The 15,700-nt window shown below is 35.9% G+C and carries 20 protein-coding genes; 15 read left to right on the plus strand and 5 right to left on the minus strand.

Annotation, left to right across the window (positions count from 1 at the left end; translation table 11 throughout):
- From GX687_02005 to GX687_02065, 13 genes are all read left to right on the plus strand, one after another.
- Positions 1-291, plus strand: a 291-nt coding sequence (locus GX687_02005; protein HHX96223.1) for a hypothetical protein, incomplete at its 5' end; no start/stop codon positions are given.
- A 126-nt stretch (positions 292-417) separates the two neighbouring features.
- Positions 418-1,491, plus strand: a complete 1,074-nt coding sequence (locus GX687_02010; protein ID HHX96224.1) for a hypothetical protein — start codon at positions 418-420, stop codon at positions 1,489-1,491.
- Positions 1,478-2,689 (plus strand): CpaF family protein, encoded by a 1,212-nt coding sequence (locus GX687_02015; protein ID HHX96225.1) that lies wholly within the window; start codon positions 1,478-1,480, stop codon positions 2,687-2,689. The genes GX687_02010 and GX687_02015 overlap by 14 nt, the downstream gene beginning before the upstream one ends.
- Positions 2,689-3,540 carry a pilus assembly protein TadB gene (locus GX687_02020; GenBank protein HHX96226.1) on the plus strand — a complete coding sequence of 284 codons (852 nt, stop codon included), beginning with the start codon at positions 2,689-2,691 and terminating at the stop codon, positions 3,538-3,540. Before GX687_02015 ends, GX687_02020 begins: the two co-directional genes overlap by 1 nt.
- Before the next feature lies 1 nt (position 3,541).
- Complete coding sequence (locus tag GX687_02025) at positions 3,542-4,405, plus strand: type II secretion system F family protein (GenBank protein HHX96227.1); 864 nt, start codon at positions 3,542-3,544, stop codon at positions 4,403-4,405.
- Between the two features lie 11 nt (positions 4,406-4,416).
- Entirely contained in the window at positions 4,417-4,611 is a 195-nt protein-coding gene (locus tag GX687_02030; GenBank protein HHX96228.1) for a hypothetical protein, read from the plus strand.
- A gap of 14 nt (positions 4,612-4,625) precedes the next feature.
- A complete protein-coding gene (locus GX687_02035; protein HHX96229.1) occupies positions 4,626-6,302 on the plus strand; it encodes a hypothetical protein in 1,677 nt (558 codons plus the stop codon).
- The gene (locus tag GX687_02040; GenBank protein ID HHX96230.1) at positions 6,302-7,186 is read left to right on the plus strand and encodes a hypothetical protein; all 885 of its coding nucleotides are present in this window, start codon (positions 6,302-6,304) and stop codon (positions 7,184-7,186) included. Before GX687_02035 ends, GX687_02040 begins: the two co-directional genes overlap by 1 nt.
- Positions 7,158-7,694, plus strand: a complete 537-nt coding sequence (locus tag GX687_02045) for a hypothetical protein (GenBank protein HHX96231.1) — start codon at positions 7,158-7,160, stop codon at positions 7,692-7,694. Before GX687_02040 ends, GX687_02045 begins: the two co-directional genes overlap by 29 nt.
- Positions 7,672-8,451, plus strand: coding sequence for a hypothetical protein (locus GX687_02050; protein HHX96232.1), 780 nt, complete (start codon positions 7,672-7,674; stop codon positions 8,449-8,451). Before GX687_02045 ends, GX687_02050 begins: the two co-directional genes overlap by 23 nt.
- 27 nt (positions 8,452-8,478) lie before the next feature.
- Positions 8,479-9,927, plus strand: a complete 1,449-nt coding sequence (locus GX687_02055; GenBank protein ID HHX96233.1) for a phospholipase — start codon at positions 8,479-8,481, stop codon at positions 9,925-9,927.
- Positions 9,928-9,998: 71 nt separating this feature from the next.
- Positions 9,999-10,757 (plus strand): Mrp/NBP35 family ATP-binding protein, encoded by a 759-nt coding sequence (locus tag GX687_02060; protein ID HHX96234.1) that lies wholly within the window; start codon positions 9,999-10,001, stop codon positions 10,755-10,757.
- A complete protein-coding gene (locus GX687_02065) occupies positions 10,741-11,139 on the plus strand; it encodes a DUF134 domain-containing protein (GenBank protein HHX96235.1) in 399 nt (132 codons plus the stop codon). The genes GX687_02060 and GX687_02065 overlap by 17 nt, the downstream gene beginning before the upstream one ends.
- Here GX687_02065 and GX687_02070 read toward each other — a convergent pair.
- Genes GX687_02070 through GX687_02085 form a run of 4 tightly spaced genes read right to left on the minus strand, consistent with a single transcriptional unit; the run spans position 11,136 to position 13,536 of the window.
- Positions 11,136-11,474, minus strand: coding sequence for an ATPase (locus GX687_02070; protein HHX96236.1), 339 nt, complete (start codon positions 11,472-11,474; stop codon positions 11,136-11,138). The genes GX687_02065 and GX687_02070 overlap by 4 nt on opposite strands.
- Positions 11,475-11,480: 6 nt before the next feature.
- Complete coding sequence (locus GX687_02075; protein HHX96237.1) at positions 11,481-12,350, minus strand: P-loop NTPase; 870 nt, start codon at positions 12,348-12,350, stop codon at positions 11,481-11,483.
- Positions 12,338-13,192: a P-loop NTPase gene (locus tag GX687_02080; protein HHX96238.1), complete on the minus strand. Its 855-nt coding sequence runs from the start codon at positions 13,190-13,192 to the stop codon at positions 12,338-12,340. Before GX687_02080 ends, GX687_02075 begins: the two co-directional genes overlap by 13 nt.
- Before the next feature lie 11 nt (positions 13,193-13,203).
- Positions 13,204-13,536, minus strand: coding sequence for a dinitrogenase iron-molybdenum cofactor biosynthesis protein (locus GX687_02085; GenBank protein ID HHX96239.1), 333 nt, complete (start codon positions 13,534-13,536; stop codon positions 13,204-13,206).
- A gap of 94 nt (positions 13,537-13,630) precedes the next feature.
- Between GX687_02085 and GX687_02090 the strand changes: the two genes are divergently transcribed.
- Positions 13,631-13,891, plus strand: a complete 261-nt coding sequence (locus GX687_02090) for a DUF5320 domain-containing protein (GenBank protein HHX96240.1) — start codon at positions 13,631-13,633, stop codon at positions 13,889-13,891.
- A 22-nt stretch (positions 13,892-13,913) separates the two neighbouring features.
- Here the strand turns inward: GX687_02090 and GX687_02095 are convergent, their stop codons facing one another.
- On the minus strand, positions 13,914-15,284 hold the full coding sequence (locus GX687_02095) for an MATE family efflux transporter (protein ID HHX96241.1): 1,371 nt from the start codon (positions 15,282-15,284) through the stop codon (positions 13,914-13,916).
- A gap of 129 nt (positions 15,285-15,413) precedes the next feature.
- Between GX687_02095 and GX687_02100 the strand changes: the two genes are divergently transcribed.
- On the plus strand, positions 15,414-15,700 hold a 287-nt coding region (locus tag GX687_02100; protein HHX96242.1), incomplete at its 3' end, for a GntR family transcriptional regulator.

Raw genomic sequence — 15,700 nt, forward strand, 5'->3', positions numbered from 1 at the left:
AATCCTAATACTAGTGTGGAGGAAATAGAAGAGGTGGCGAATAGTCTCAGGGATGTTTATCCTAAAGGAGGTGAAAGAATAATGACTTTGGCGGAAGCCCTTAGGAAGGAAGGTATGCAAAAAGGCATGCAAAAAGGCAGGATAGAAGGTAAACTAGAAGGTAGTTTAAATGAAAAAATCAAAATTACAAAAAGATTAATTAAAAAGGGATTTTTCTGTGAAGAAATAGTTGAGATTACAGATTTTTCTTTAGATGAGGTGCAAAAAATAGCTCGGGAAATTAATTCTTAGGAGTTAAATATCCACAGGTAGAACTTGTGGATATTTTTTTTGAAAATGGACTGGAAATGTTTTGAAGTTTATGGCATAATAACAATTAAAGTAAAAAATGGTAGATAAATGGGTTGTGTGGGAAAAATGAGTAAAATAGTTTTGTTAATTGTAGAAGGTGAGCAGAGTTATGTAGAATGTTTGGTAAATTATTTGCTAACTGAAGAGGCGGATACATTTATGGTAAATAGTTTAACTCATTGGGCAGCTATAGAGGAGTTTTTGGAGGGTGAACCACAGGTAGATTTAGTCTTAACCAGTTCGGAGTTTTATCTATTTTTAAAGGAAAGATTGAAGGCTACCTATGTTTTGTGGGGTGAGTCCTTGAGTAAATATCAAACTGGTGAGGAAATAGTGCGGGAGCTTTTAAAGATTTATGCTTCTCAAAAGGGCGATACTAGAGTTTTTTCGGAAAAGAGATCCAAAACTAAGACAATCGGTATTTATTCTCCTTTGGGAGGTGTGGGGAAAACTACATTGGCTGTTGGTTTAAGTAGGCAATTGGCTTTGGGGGGGTATGATGTTTTTTATCTAAATTTGGAAGATGTGCCGGTAACTGAATTTTATTTTATGGGAAGTGGAGATTATAATTTGTCCCATGTGCTTTATTTTTTAAAAGAGAAAGGGGAAAGGTTGATTTGGCAGATTGAAAGTGCCAAATGTATAGACACAAGATACCAGATTCAATATTTTTTACCCCCAGATAGTATTGAAGATTGGCAAAATGATGTGAGTGAAGAATTGGCACTTTTATTACAGCTTTTAAAAACACAAGGAAAACATGATTTTTTGGTAGTTGATTTTTCAACTATGATTAATAAAAACAATTTAATTGGTTGGCAAGCCTGTGATATTTTAATTTTGGTTTTGGAACCATTAGTGACTTCTTTAAAAAAAATGGAGCGTTTTAAACAAGAATTACGTTTGTTTTTTACTCCAGAAGAAAAAGCTAATTTATTAAAGAAAATGCACTTGGTAGTTAATAAGGTACCACAGGTAATGGAAAGACCTTTGTGGGTAGATAAAGCTGTGGTGAGTTTCCCCTGGGTAGATAATTTGTTATTAGCTACTAAAAATGGTTATTGTTTAGATCTTAATTCTGCTTTTGGGGAAGCACTGCAGAGGTTAATTTTAAATTTTGAGGTGGATAGTTATGCTTGAGCGGGAATTGGTTGAGGATATTCAAAATAGGGTACGGAAAAATATTGATTTACAAAGGGAATTATCTGACCAGGCTGTTAAAGATGTAATTACGGAAACCGTTTTTGCTAAAAGCAAGGAAAAATATTTAAGTGTTACTGTAAAACAAGAATTAATAAATTATGTTTTTAATGCGATGCGTCGTTTGGATATTATTCAGCCTTTACTTGATGATCCGGAAATTACGGAAATTATGGTAAATGGACCTGAAAATATTTTTGTGGAAAAAGCAGGCTGTTTGCAAAAATTACCTTTAGCTTTTAGTAGTAAGGAAAAATTAGAGGATGTTATTCAGACTATAGTTGCTAAGGTGAATCGAACTGTTAATGAGGCTTCACCTTTAGTTGATGCACGCTTGAAAGATGGTTCGCGGGTTAATGTTGTTTTAGAACCTATTGCTTTAAATGGACCTATTTTGACCATTAGAAAATTTCCGGAAAAGCCGTTAACTATGGAAGATTTGATTGCTGGGGGAACAATTAGTGAGGAAGCTGCTGCTTTTTTGGCACGTTTGGTACGGGCTAAATATAATTTGTTTATTTCGGGGGGAACTAGTTCGGGGAAAACTACATTTTTAAATGTTCTTTCTAATTTTATTCCGGCTAATGAAAGAATTGTTACTTTAGAGGATTCGGCTGAATTACAAATTAGTGGGGTTAAAAACATTGTTCGTTTGGAAACTAGAAATGCCAATCCGGAAGGTAAAGGTGAAATTAGTATGTGTGATCTAATTAAGTCCTCTTTGCGGATGCGTCCCGACCGTATTATTGTAGGTGAAGTACGGGGTAGGGAAGCTTTGGACATGCTTCAAGCTATGAATACAGGTCATGATGGTTCTTTATCTACAGGACATGCCAATTCTTCTTTGGATATGTTAAGTAGATTAGAAACAATGGTTTTAATGGCTGCACCTTTTCCATTGGCCGCCATACGGCGGCAAATAGCTGCGGCCCTTGATGTGATTATTCATTTAAGCAGATTAAGGGATCAGAAAAGGTGTGTTATGGAAATTAGTGAGGTTAAAGGTTTGCGTGATGGTGAAATAGAGTTGAATCCCTTATTTGTCTTATGTGAAAACAAGGGGAGTGGTTTAGAAAGAACTAAAGAACCCTTTATAAATCAAGGAAAATTGCTTTTGGCTGAAGGGAATGAAGCATAGTGAGTTTGGGGATCATTATTTTTGCCAGTTTAACAACCTTTGGGCTCCTGTATTTCGGGGAAAAAATTAGGTGTGATTTTCCGAAAAGTGATTGCCGAGAACAGGTTTTGGTTGATTATAATTTTTATTCATTAAGTAAAGGGGAATGGTTATTTTATTTTTTTCTAGGAGCTTTTTGTTGTTTTTTTGTAATTTATTTGTTTTATCGGAGCTTTTTTTTAGCTTGTTTGGCACTGCCTGCAGCTATTTTTTATCCAGGGCACCGGGCTAAAATAATTATGGTAGAACGAAAAAAGGCCTTAAGTTTACAGTTTAAGGAAGCTCTTTATGCTTTGGCTTCTTCTCTGCTAGCTGGTCGTTCCGTAGAATCTGCCTTTCAACAGGCTTTACAAGATCTGACTTTGCTTTATCCTGATCCCCAAACAGATATTATTCGTGAATTTACTTATATTGTGCGCTGTTTGGAAATGAATGAACCTATAGAAACTGTTTTATTTGATTTTGCTCAAAGGGCTCATTTGGAGGATTTGACTAATTTTGTAGATGTTTTTGTGATTAGTAAAAGGAGTGGTGGGAATTTGGTAGAGATTATGCGTAATACTAGTACTTTGATTGGTGATAAATTGCAGATTGAACAGGAAATAGAAACCTTATTGGCTAAACGGAAATTGGAACAAAAAATTTTAAATTTAATGCCTGTAGTAATGCTCTTTTTGTTGTCAATTTCCATGGGAGATTATATGGTGCCGGTATTTACTACTTTGGCTGGCCGCTGTTTAATGACAGTAGCTGTAATTCTTTTGTTATTTGCTGTTTATTTAAATCATAAAATTATGTTTATTGAGGTGTAAAATGGGGTTGGTTTTAATACTTTCTCTGGGCTATTTTTTATTATATCGAAGAGCCAAGCTAAAGTATCATGGTTGGGCTGAGGAATTGGCTAAAAAGGAATTCCCTTTACGAAAAAACTTTTTACTAATGGGTCATTTTTTTTTACAAAAGATAAATTATACTTATAAAACATCTTATGATCGTAAATTAGCCCATCAATTGGCAGAATTATATGGTGTGGAAAAAGCTTACTTTTATTTACAAGTTCATTGGGCTAATAAAATTGGTTATTTATTGTTAATGATTTTTTTTATTATTTTTTTACAAGTATTAGCTGGAGGAGATCCTTATTTGTTGTTCTTGGGTGTCTTGGTTCTGGCCGCCATTTTTGGGGGCTTGGATTATGAACTTAAGAAAATGACAAGTAGTAGGAGATTAAGAATCTGTTTGGATTTTCCGGATTTCCTTAATCAATTAATTTTATTGTTGAATGCTGGTTTAACAATTTCTAATGCTTGGCAAAAGATTGTCCACCATAATCAAAAAGAAAGTCCATTATATCGGGAAGTAAGACAGGTTGGTTATGAATTGGAGCAAAACAAAACATTGACAGTGGCTTTGGAAGATTTTGCCCGACGCTGTAGGGTACCGGAAATAACTCGTTTTACGGCTGTACTTTTACAGAATTTAAAAAAAGGTAATGCTGAATTGGTACCTGTATTAAGATTGCAGGCTAATGAATGTTGGTTAATGAGAAAGAATACAGCACAGCGTCTTGGTGAAGAGGCTTCTACAAAACTATTATTACCAATGATGTTAATGTTGATAGCTATTCTTTTAATTGTTGCTGCTCCGGCTATTTTGGCTTTAAGAAATTTAGGATAGGGGGTGACGAAATGCTGTTTAAAATTCGTGAGGAAAAGGGAATGGGTACTGTGGAAATTGTGATTATTGTAGCTGTTTTGGTGGGTATTGCTCTGTTATTTAGAAGTCAAATTACTAATTTTGTGCGTTCGGCTACAGAACAAGTTTTTGATGTAGAAATTATTGAAGATACTTTAGAGCCAAATGACCCTTTTAAAATACCATAAGTGGGGCTGTGAGAATGAAAAAAGAGCAAGGTGTAATTTCTGTTTTTTTAATCTTTATTTTCTTAGGATTATTAAGTCTAGCCGGATTATTTATTGATGCCAGCCGCCTTTTAGCCGCTGGTCGTAGGGTAGAGACGGCTTTACATACGGCATTACGTTCTACTTTAGCTGCTTATCAACCTGATTTAGTTGGGGAATTTGGTTTATATGCTGTTGATTGGCGGCGGCAGGAAAAAGCTTTTCAAAATTATTTTCATTTGAATTTAAAAGGTGAAAAATCTAAATTTAAATTATTTAATTGTGAAATTATGGAGGCCGAATTAATTAGTTCTCCTGATCAAAGTTTGTTAAATGATATTTTGTTTCTTGAGCAAATTGAGGCTTATATGAAATATAGGGGACCTTTATTATTACTCAAAAATGTGACAAAGCCTTTTCTAGATGATTCGGAATTTGCCAAGGTGGAACTTTGGCAACAAGGAACCCATATTTCTAGATTAATCCAAGAAATGGATACAGCTAAAGGTGAAGTAAATCATTTGTTATTAGAAATAAAAGAGGGCTCGGCTGAGGTAAAGGTAAAAAAATTGGCTGAATTGGAAAAGCTTTTGGAACAATTAGCTCCTAGCGTGGCTGAAATGCCGGGAAAAATGCTTTCATTTAAGGGGATTACTAGTGAGGATTGGGTAAAATTGGGGGAAAGGATAGCTGATTTAAAAAAAGCAGCTGCCCATAATCGAAGTATTTGGCAAACCATTATTACTTTAGAGGAAGGGGAACATTTGTGGCGGGAAAAAGAGAAATTAGTTATTTTAGAAGAATTACCTAGGGATTATTTTAATTTAGAAGATTATCTTTTAGATCAAGAAGCTGAAAAAGAAAAACAATTTTCTTTAGATTTGCTAACAGGGCTTAGTGAGCGGGAAATTAAAAATAGTGATTTAATTAATGAGGAAACTGTGGTTGATTCTATTCTTCCGGAATTACGGATCGAAGCTAAGATAGAAAAAATGCGGCCGAATAATCAATTAGCAGAGGAATTAGGTACAAATGTTTTTACTTATTTGCAAGATTTAAGAGGTTTACTTAGTGCGGCTAGTCAAAAGTGTAAAGCTAATTTTTATCAAGTAGAATATCTTTTGGATAAATATTGTTTTGCTACTGGGAAAGTAGATCCTAATTCCTATTTTTCCCGTGGTGAAGTGGAATATATTTTATGTGGGCAAAAGCGAGAGGTTGATAATCTGTTACAAATTAGAGAAAGGATTTGGCAGCTCCGTTTTGCCTATAATGTTGTGGAATGTTTTGCCGAGAGTAATTTGCCTTCTTTGCGGGCAAGACTTGCCGAGGCTTTAGTTAAAGGTTACTTAGAGGCTGCACGTGATTTAAAGGCCCTATATCGTGGAGAAAGTGTCAAGATAGGTGCTTTCCCCTTGGAATTATCTTATGCTGATCATTTGCGGCTTTTTCTTTTAGTGCAAAATGAAAAAATTCAATTAAATAGAATGCGGCAGTTGATTCAAGTAAATTTACGCCAGGAAAATCCGGATTTTGAATTGAAAAATCAAGCCGCGGTTTTAGCGGCAAATGTCAAAGTGGGGGTTGATTTATGGTTTGCAAAATTACTTTCTTTAAAAAAGGAAGTTGTTGTAGAAAGAACCTTTGTCTGGGGGTATGGGGGTAAAAAATAATGAGAATTTTAAAGCAGAAAAATAAGCAGGGGTCTTTGACCGTTGAAGCCTGTTTGGCTTTTCCGGTTTTTTTAATCTTTTTTTTCTTTTTGCTGACTTTAAGCAAAATTGCCTGGCTGAATATTGTTTTAGATCAAGCTGCTAAGGAAACTGTGCAGCAATTGGCTGCGGTTTCATATCCTTTACGATTTTTAAATGAACAGTTGGACCTGGAAATGATGGAAGTAGAAGCTGATTTTGCTCATTCTGATGAGTTTTGGTTAAATTTATTTAGTGGGAAAATAAAGGAGGCTGATTTTGTAGATTTGGGGCAAAGGCTGCAGCCTGATTCTGGTTATAATCCTGTAGAAAATGCTCTTTTAAAAACCTGGGAACAACCAGGTTTATATTTAAAAAATAAGGGTAAATATTTTTTAGCTAGAGAAATTCTGGGGAAAAGATTATCTGGGCAAAATGTTGATTTAAATAAATTAAAATTAGCTGCAGTGGAATTACCACAAAGTGAAAAGGAGTTTGCTGATAATAAATTACGGCAGAGGTTTAATTTTGGACCTGATGATGTACTGCTTTATTTAACTTATCAAGTAGATTTGCCTCTACCTATGGGGAAATTAAAAGAAATAGAATTAAGTTGTTTAGCTGTTGAAAGGGCCTGGTTATATGGTAGTAATGGGATTTATGCCGGGGAAGAAGCGGAAAAATTGCCTCCCGCAAATCAAGAGGAGGAATTTGTTTATTTGTGTCGTTCACCTACAGAGGTATATCATCCTTACCGCGATTGTAAATATATTGTTGATAAAATTGGGGTGCGTAAAGTTACTTTACGAGAAGCTAAAGAAAGGGGTTTACGGGTACATGCAGGTTGTCCGGAATTATTTAAATAAGGGTAGTTTTACCATAGAGGCTATTTTAGTAACTTCGTTTTTATTAATTACACTCTTTTTATTCTGTTTTGCTTTTCAATTATGTTATCAGCAAGTATTATTAACAGAAACAGCTGCTTGGTTGGCACAAGTGGTAGCTCAAAATGAGGGAAAACCACAGCCTTTTTATTATCAAGGTAGTTTAAGTGAATTAGGCAAAGAAAATGCTTTAATGAAAGAACTAAGTTTAAGGTTATCTAAAAGTAGTTTAAGACCAAAAGAAGTAATCGTAGAAATAGAGCCCAGAGCGAATTTTTTGCAAAGTGAAATAGTGGTAAATATTACACAAGAAATTAAGGTTCCATTAGGTCATCTTCAGCAGTTTTTTTCCGGTAAAACTACTTGGCCATTAGTTGGTAAGCAAACTGCAGTCTGTGTGCGGCCAACGGATTTTATTAATCATTTGGATTTATTTGTGGAATGGTTGAGTAAGGGAGAGATGATAAGTGCAGCCTTGTTTAAAGATTAAAATGATAAAAGAAACTTCGGGGAGATATTTAGAGTTAGTACTGCCCCCTGAAATAGAAATAGCTGAACATCAGTTAGAAATGTTATGGCGTCAAACACCCCCGGGAATTCTAGTACCTGAAAAATATGTTCGTAATTTGAAAGTACAATTACTTTATCCTTTAAATAATTATTTATCATTAGCTGATTATTTGGAGCAGGCTTTACTTAGTAAAGAAGAATTATTAAATATATCGGAAAATTTAGTGGAAATATTACTTGCGGCAAAAAATTATTTACTTTATGCTTCCAGTTTTTATTTAGTTAAAGAATATGTTTTTTTAACTTCCGAGTTGGAAGTGAAATTGCTTTATTTACCTTGGCAAGTATTAGGTGAGGTAAATCAAAATTTTCAAAGACTTCTAGTGAGTACCTTTACCCGGGAAATTGATTTTCCGCAAAATTTAAAAACCTATCTTTTTGAACCGACATTTAATTTAAAAGATTTTTTAAAGGAATTAAGAAAGAGTAGATTTTGGCAAGTAGAAAATGAATGTTTGCAGGTAAGTGAAAAAAAGGTAGAGCAAATGGAATCTTTAGTTAAAAAAAAGTTCCCCCGAAAATTAATGCTATTTGTTTTATGGCAATTATTATTTCTTTTTTGGCTGCCATGGTTTAAAAATTTGAGTTTTTGTCTTTTATTTCTCCTTTTAGTGATTTTAAATCTGCTTTTTTGCAAATTGTTTTCTGTAAAAAGAATAAGTGATATACTAAAGTAGCAGTCCTTTTTAAGGGGGAAATATGGGATGATCTGGATAAAAAGAATTATCTACATAATATTAAGTATAATAGTTTTAGTCTCAATTTACGGTGTTTTTAAACCTTTACCGCGGGGTTTAGCTTATGAAGGGGAAGTTCGAGCTGTAGACCAAGTCGAATTTATTTATGATTTGACTTATGAACGGGAGGGACAAGTCGTCCATCAGCAAAATATTTTAGCTAGGATATTGCAAATTATTGCCGAAGCGGAAGAGTTTATTGTTTTAGACATGTTTTTATTTAATGATGATTATAATTCTTCTGAGGAATTCCCTCATTTCACAGCTGAGTTAACTGAAGCATTATGTGCCAAGAAACGTGCTAATCCAGATGCCCAAATCATTGTTATTACTGATGAAATCAATACTTTTTATGGTAGTTATTTACCTGAACATCTTCAGGAACTAAAGGGAAAAGGTATTGAAGTAATTTTTACGGATTTGAATCAGCTCAGAGATTCTAATCCTTTTTATGCTGGTTTTTGGAATACTTTTTTACGTTGGTCGGGGACTATGGGCCAAGGACGTTTACCCAACATTTTTTCTAATGAGGCACCGCGGGTAACGTTACGCAGTTTTTTAAAAATGCTTAATTTTAAAGCCAATCATCGTAAAATATTGATTACGGAAAATGAGGCTTTAATTACTTCAGCTAATGTTCATGATGCTAGTGCTTATCATTCCAATATTGCTTTTGTGGTTTCCGGTGAAATTATTGCCGATTTTTTAGCTATTGAAGAAGCAGTAGCTTCTTTGAGTGGTACAACTTTGGCGATTAATTGGCAAAAGGAAGTAGAAGAATCTGAGGTAGAACTAATGGTTTTGGCTTGGCCGGAGCAGGTGGCTAGTAAACAAGTGGTTTTACTTACGGAAAAAAAGATAAAAGAACATTTACTGGAAATGTTAAAAGAAGCTGAACAAGGGGATTCCCTATGGATGGGTATGTTTTATTTAGCTGACCGCCAAGTAATTAAAGGTTTATTACAGGCTGCTTGGCGGGGTGTAGATATTCGTTTAATTTTAGATGCGAATAAGGATGCTTTTGGTTTGGAAAAAATAGGTATTCCCAATCGTCCAGCTGCTGATGAATTACTAAAAGAGGCTGGGGGAAATCTAAAAATAAGATGGTATCGTACACAAGGGGAACAATTTCATACTAAATTAGTATTTTTGAAAGGCAGATGCCAAAGTACTATTTTAGGTGGTTCAGCTAATTTAACCCGTCGTAATTTAAATAATTATAATTTAGAAGCTGATTTAAAAATTGTTGCTGATAATGAAAGTTTCTTAGTCAAAGATTTGGAAAACTATTTTCAGCGTCTTTGGTATAATGTAGAAGGTGTTTATACTGTGGATGTGGAGGAATATCGGGAAAGTGCACTTTGGAAACGATTGGTTTATTTAATTCAGGAAATGACTGGTTTGTCTTCATTCTAAGATATTGACATATGCCCATAATGGCGATATGCTTAAAAAAATAAGGTATTTAATTAAGAAGGGAGCTCAAAATGACGGAGGTAAATCAAATTAAACAAGTTGTCGCCGTAATGAGCGGTAAAGGGGGAGTAGGTAAATCTACACTTACCGCTTTGTTAGCTATTGCTTTACAAAAAAAGGGTTTGCGTGTAGGTATTTTGGATGCTGATATTACAGGACCAAGTATCCCCAAGCTTTTTGGCTTACAACAAAAACCGGAGGCTTCAGAATTAGGATTTTTTCCGGTAAAGAGCGATACTGGGTTAGTGATCATGTCAATCAATTTATTATTAGAAAAAGAGGATGATCCTGTTATTTGGCGGGGGCCCTTAATTGCCGGAGTGATTAAACAGTTTTGGGAAGAAGTAGTTTGGGGTGATTTAGATTTCTTGTTAGTTGATTTACCCCCAGGAACTGGGGATGCTCCTTTAACAGTAATGCAGTCTTTGCCTTTAGATGGGGTGGTAGTAGTTACTTCACCACAAGATTTAGCCGGAATGGTAGTACGTAAGGCTATTAAAATGGCCCAGAAAATGAATGTTTCCCTATTAGGAGTTGTGGAAAACATGAGTTATTTAACTTGTACTCATTGTGGTGAAAAACTTTATCCTTTTGGTAAAGGGAAAATTCAAGAATTTGGTCTACCTTTATTAGGTGAAATACCCTTAGATCCCCTTTTAAGTGAAAAAGGAGACCAAGGACAAATCGAAAAGGTGAACAGTTATCAATTATTAGCCTTAGATCAGTTTTTGGAACAGTTGGCGGAGGTTAAAAATGGCAAGACCACCTAAATTACGCCGTGTGGAATATAAGCCGGAATATACCTATTTTAAACCAGCTGGAGTTCCCAAGCGTGAATTGGAGGAAATAATTTTACATGTTGAAGAAATAGAGGCTATTCGCCTTAGAGATGTGGAGGATTTGGAACAGGAAGCTTGTGCCCAAAGAATGCATATTTCTCGTCCTACTTTTCAACGGGTTTTAAGTAGTGCTCGTAAAAAAATTGCCACCTCTCTTTTAGAGGGCAAAGCCCTGCGAATTGAGGGTGGACATTATCGTTTAGCTAGACGTCATTTTCGCTGTCGAAAATGTGCGGCAGATTTAAAAATTGGTTATGGTCGTTATCGTGAAATAGCTTGCCCCCGCTGTGGGGGGAAATTGGAAAAAATTTAGTGATCACAAATATTTTTTCCTGGTTTTAAATTACCTTTCAAAAAATTATTAACTATTGTTTCAGGGGTGGCTGTTGGGACACCGTAAATTACTTGAATTCCCTGTTCTGCAAATAGACCTTGGGCTCTCTGCCCAAGACCACCAGCAATAATTAAATCAACTGCCTGTTCTTTTAGCCAGATGGGAAAAACACCTGGTTCGTGAGGTGGTGGGGTAAGTGTTTCCTGTTTAATAATTTCTTTTGTTTGGGGATTAATCGTGAAAAAAGCAAACGTAGTACAATGACCAAAATGTAAACTTAATTGTTCCCCGGTTAAAGGTAAAGCAATTTTCATGATCTTTCACTCCTCATGGGTTAATTTAATTAATTGCTCAGCCATTTTTTTTATGGCTTGGGAGACTTCACTGTTTGGGGCATATTCTAAAATGTTTTTTCCGGCAATTTGAGCCTGGGTAAACATTTCATCATAAGGAATTTGGCCCACAATTTTTAGGTCTCGAGCAGCACAATATTTTTTAATAGCTGCTGCTTGTTTTTTATTAATATCTGTTTTATTGATACAGATAAAAGATTTTACTTGAAAATGTGCGGTTAATTCAATTACTCTTTTTAGATCGTGCAGACCGGATAATGTAGGTTCGGTAACAATTAATGCATATTTTGCCCCTGATAGGGAGGCAATGGCCGGACAGCCGATACCAGGTGGTCCATCGATGAGCACAAAAGATAAGTGCTCTTTTTTTGCTTTTTGGCTGGCTTTTTTTCTTACTTCAGCTACTAATTTACCGGAGTTTTCTTCACCGGTTTTTAAATGAGCGTGAATAAAGGGTCCAAATTTAGTTTGAGAGATAAAAAGTTCCCCAGCTAAATTGGTAGTCATTTTGATTGCTTTTGTCGGACAAAAAGCGGCACATACACCGCAGCCTTCACAGTAAATTTCATCAAGGAGATAATTAGCTGAGATAGCATCAAAACGACAAAGTTCACGGCAAAGTCCGCACTGATTGCATTTTGAAGAATCTAGAAGGGCGGTTTGCCCACTCCAAAATTCTATTTGTTCTATTATTTGTGGTTGTAAAAGAAGGTGTAAGTCGGCGGCATCAACATCACAGTCGGCTAGAACTAAAGAGTTAAAGATAGAAGCTAGGGCAGCGGTAATACTTGTTTTGCCTGTACCCCCTTTACCACTAAGAATAATTAATTCTGGCATGAATTAATCACCTCCCTGATAGAGGTTAACAAAGGGGAGAAAAGTTTTTCATATTCCGGAAATTGTTTTAGTAAAAGTTTCCCTTCTGAATAGGCTGTGGCAATTTTGCGTTCATGGGGAATTTCCAGGATAATAGGTATTTTTTCTTGTCGACAATATTGTTTAACAGCTTGATCACCTAAAGTAGCACGATTAATACCTACAGCAAATGGGAGGTTTAAATCACGTACCACTTCTACCACAATTTTTAAATCATGGAGACCAAAAGGGGTAGGTTCAGTAATTAGAAAAACAAAATCACAGTTTTTTAAGGATTCGATTAAGGGGCATGAGGTACCAGCTGGGCAATCAAGAATGATTAGCTCTCCACTAGGTGCTTTTTCTTTTATTTGTTTAATTAAAGGAGGAGCCATAGGTTCTCCAATATTTAAATGTCCTTGAATTAGTTTGATTTGTTTAGCCTGCCCACTTTTAATTACTCCCAAGTCTTTTTGGCCTTCGGTAATTGCTTGGAAAGGACAAATTAGGGTACAGCCCCCACAGCCATGACAAAGTTCAGGGAAAAGTAGTATTTTATCCTCTAAACAGGATAGGGCTCCAAAGTGACAAAAATCACTACATTTGCCGCAAAGTGTACATTTTGCTTGTTCAATTTGGGGTAAGGGGCTAGTGGCTTGGTAAGTAAAATCCCAGTCGGGTTTTAGAAACAAATGACAGTTTGGTTCTTCTACATCACAGTCAATCAAAACCACTGTTTGTTTTTTATGCAGATAATAGGCTAAATTGGTGGCAATGGTAGTTTTGCCTGTACCCCCTTTACCACTAGCAATAGCAATTCGCATTTTTAACCTCCTTAAATTTCTTCTAATAAATCTTGTTTGTAGTCTTCAAGAATTTCGCTAATGGTTCGAGGAGAAGTTAAATAAATTTTTACTTTTCCCGCTTTTAAAGTTTCTAAGGCTTTGGGTCCTACATGACCACTAATTACTACTTTAACTTTGGATTGAATAAGATGTCTAGCGGTTTGTACACCTGCTCCTTGTGGTAAGGCATAATTTTGCTCGTTTTCGAGAATACTATAAGTATCTGTTTCTAGATCATAAAGTAAAAAACTTTTTGCCCGTCCAAAGCGTGATTCGCTTAAACTTTTTAGGTCGGGACCAGTAGTGCTGATGGCAATTTTCATGATGGGTCTCCTTTCAAAAATTATTATTGACATATGCTCAAAAGTAATATATCATAATAATGAGCATATGTCCACAAGAAGGGAGTTGATTTTTATGCCAGGTTTTGATGGAACAGGTCCGGTAGGTCGCGGACCGAGAAGTGGTAGAGGTTGGGGATATTGTCCTCCCGGTATTGGTTTACGGCGTGGTTTAGGTTTCCGTAGAGGTTTTGGTATGAGAAGGCCTAGAGTTTTAGATGAGCGAGAATACTTGGAGGAAAATGTTCTTTATCTCGAAGATTTAAAGGCTGATATTGAAGCAGAATTAGCAGAAATTAAGGCCTTGCTCAAAAGGGAAAAAAGAGAGGATGACTAAAAGGACCGGCTCAGCCGGTCCTTTAGTTTGTTTCATTAACAATTGATTTTTTCCAGCGTTGGGAACGGTAGTAAAGGTAGTTAAGTAAAAGTCCGATAAGAGGACTGACGGCAATACCGATCCAAACACCTTCGATACCTAAAGTGGGAATTTGGGAAAGATAGCGTGCCAGAGGAATTCGAATGGTCCAAAGGGATATTAGGGTAAAAAGCATGGCAATAAAGGTATCACCAGCACCGCGTAAAACTCCGCCTAGGGTAAACATTAAAGCCATGGGAATATAGGCAAAACTAAGGTAATGTAAATAACGGGAACCTGCAGCAATGACACCTGGATCGGTGGTAAAAGGGAAAAGTAATAGTTGGGGTATAAAAAAGGCGGCCAGGGAAATAAGGAGGGTGATGATTAGTGTGATTAAGGAACTCCAATAAACAGATTCCTGGACACGTTCATTTTTACCAGCACCTAAATTTTGGGCTACCAAAGAGGAAACAGCCATACCGAGACTCATTGCTGGCATAAAGGCAAATTGATCAATGGTTGCTCCAGCACCAAAACCGGCGACAATGGTACTGCCAAAACTGTTGACAATGGAACTGACTAGGAGTGAACTTAAGGAAATAAAGACATGCTGTAGGCCAGCTGGTAAACCAATTTTAAAAATTAATTTGACGATTTTAAAGTCTATTTTCCAAAATTCGCTTTTAATCTTGACTAGACCGGAAGTTACAAAAAGATATCTCAAGGAAATTAGGGCAGAGATGCCTTGGGCAATAATGGTGGCTAAAGCGGCTCCTCTAACTTCCAAACGGGGAAAAGGGCCTAAACCGAAAATAAAAAAGGGATCTAAAATTAAATTAAGAATGGTAGCATAAAAAAGGAATTTAAGGGGTGTACGGGAATCGCCCAGTCCTCTTAAAATTCCACTAATACCATTATAAAGAAACATACCTAGGAGGCCACTGCTAAATATTTTTAAATAATCTGCGGCCATATCTAAAACATCAAGAGGTGCATTGATAAAAAGTAGAATACGGCGGCTAAAAATTACTCCCGCCAGAGAAATTATGCTGCCGAAAACAAGTAATAAAAGTAGTGAATTACTAATAGTTTTACTAACCAGTTCATTTTTTTTGGCTCCATAATATTGGCCTACTAAAGTAGTTGTACCCATAGTAATTCCTATTATTAAGGCAATTAGAACAAAAATAACGGGAAAGCTTACCGAAATGGCAGCAAAGGCTTGATGCCCCAAAAATCTGCCTACCCAAATACTATCTATAATATTATAAAAAGCTTGTAAGAGATTACCTAAAAACATTGGTAAAGCAAAAATAATAAGATGACGCGGTATACTTCCTTCAGTAAAATCTGTGACTCTTTTCATTGACATCTAGTTGTAGTCTCCTTTAAGTTTCATTTTTAGTAGTTTTTTTGCGGCTTTTTTAACAGTAAATTGACATTCCTTCTTATTATACTATACTTGAGTTAAGATGTTATTTAAATATTGAGGGGGGAAAAGATGGTAGAAAAGCGAGATTTACGAATAAATTTAAGTGATCATCGGCCTTTAGGTGATATAGTTTATGAGGTTTTGCGGGATGCCATTATTAAACAAGTTTTAAAACCAGGGGAACGTTTAATGGAAACAGAATTGGCCGAGGAGATGGATGTCAGCCGTACCCCGATAAGGGAGGCCATGCGAAAATTAGAATTGGAAGGCTATGTGGTAATGGTTCCGCGTAAAGGAGCCTATGTGGCTAGTCTTTCAATCGAGGATATTACCAGTCTTTTCGAAATTAGAGGTGC

This window comes from Clostridia bacterium (assembly GCA_012841935.1).
Lineage (GTDB): Bacteria > Bacillota > Peptococcia > DRI-13 > DTU073 > DUTS01.

Coding starts and splice junctions, on each gene's coding strand:
- GX687_02010 (HHX96224.1), top strand. CDS start 418: ATGAGTAAAATAGTTTTGTTAATTGTAGAAGGTGAGCAGAGTTATGTA.
- GX687_02025 (HHX96227.1), top strand. CDS start 3,542: ATGGGGTTGGTTTTAATACTTTCTCTGGGCTATTTTTTATTATATCGA.
- GX687_02030 (HHX96228.1), top strand. CDS start 4,417: ATGCTGTTTAAAATTCGTGAGGAAAAGGGAATGGGTACTGTGGAAATT.
- GX687_02035 (HHX96229.1), top strand. CDS start 4,626: ATGAAAAAAGAGCAAGGTGTAATTTCTGTTTTTTTAATCTTTATTTTC.
- GX687_02040 (HHX96230.1), top strand. CDS start 6,302: ATGAGAATTTTAAAGCAGAAAAATAAGCAGGGGTCTTTGACCGTTGAA.
- GX687_02045 (HHX96231.1), top strand. CDS start 7,158: ATGCAGGTTGTCCGGAATTATTTAAATAAGGGTAGTTTTACCATAGAG.
- GX687_02055 (HHX96233.1), top strand. CDS start 8,479: ATGATCTGGATAAAAAGAATTATCTACATAATATTAAGTATAATAGTT.
- GX687_02060 (HHX96234.1), top strand. CDS start 9,999: ATGACGGAGGTAAATCAAATTAAACAAGTTGTCGCCGTAATGAGCGGT.
- GX687_02065 (HHX96235.1), top strand. CDS start 10,741: ATGGCAAGACCACCTAAATTACGCCGTGTGGAATATAAGCCGGAATAT.
- GX687_02070 (HHX96236.1), bottom strand. CDS start 11,474: ATGAAAATTGCTTTACCTTTAACCGGGGAACAATTAAGTTTACATTTT.
- GX687_02075 (HHX96237.1), bottom strand. CDS start 12,350: ATGCCAGAATTAATTATTCTTAGTGGTAAAGGGGGTACAGGCAAAACA.
- GX687_02080 (HHX96238.1), bottom strand. CDS start 13,192: ATGCGAATTGCTATTGCTAGTGGTAAAGGGGGTACAGGCAAAACTACC.
- GX687_02085 (HHX96239.1), bottom strand. CDS start 13,536: ATGAAAATTGCCATCAGCACTACTGGTCCCGACCTAAAAAGTTTAAGC.
- GX687_02090 (HHX96240.1), top strand. CDS start 13,631: ATGCCAGGTTTTGATGGAACAGGTCCGGTAGGTCGCGGACCGAGAAGT.
- GX687_02095 (HHX96241.1), bottom strand. CDS start 15,284: ATGTCAATGAAAAGAGTCACAGATTTTACTGAAGGAAGTATACCGCGT.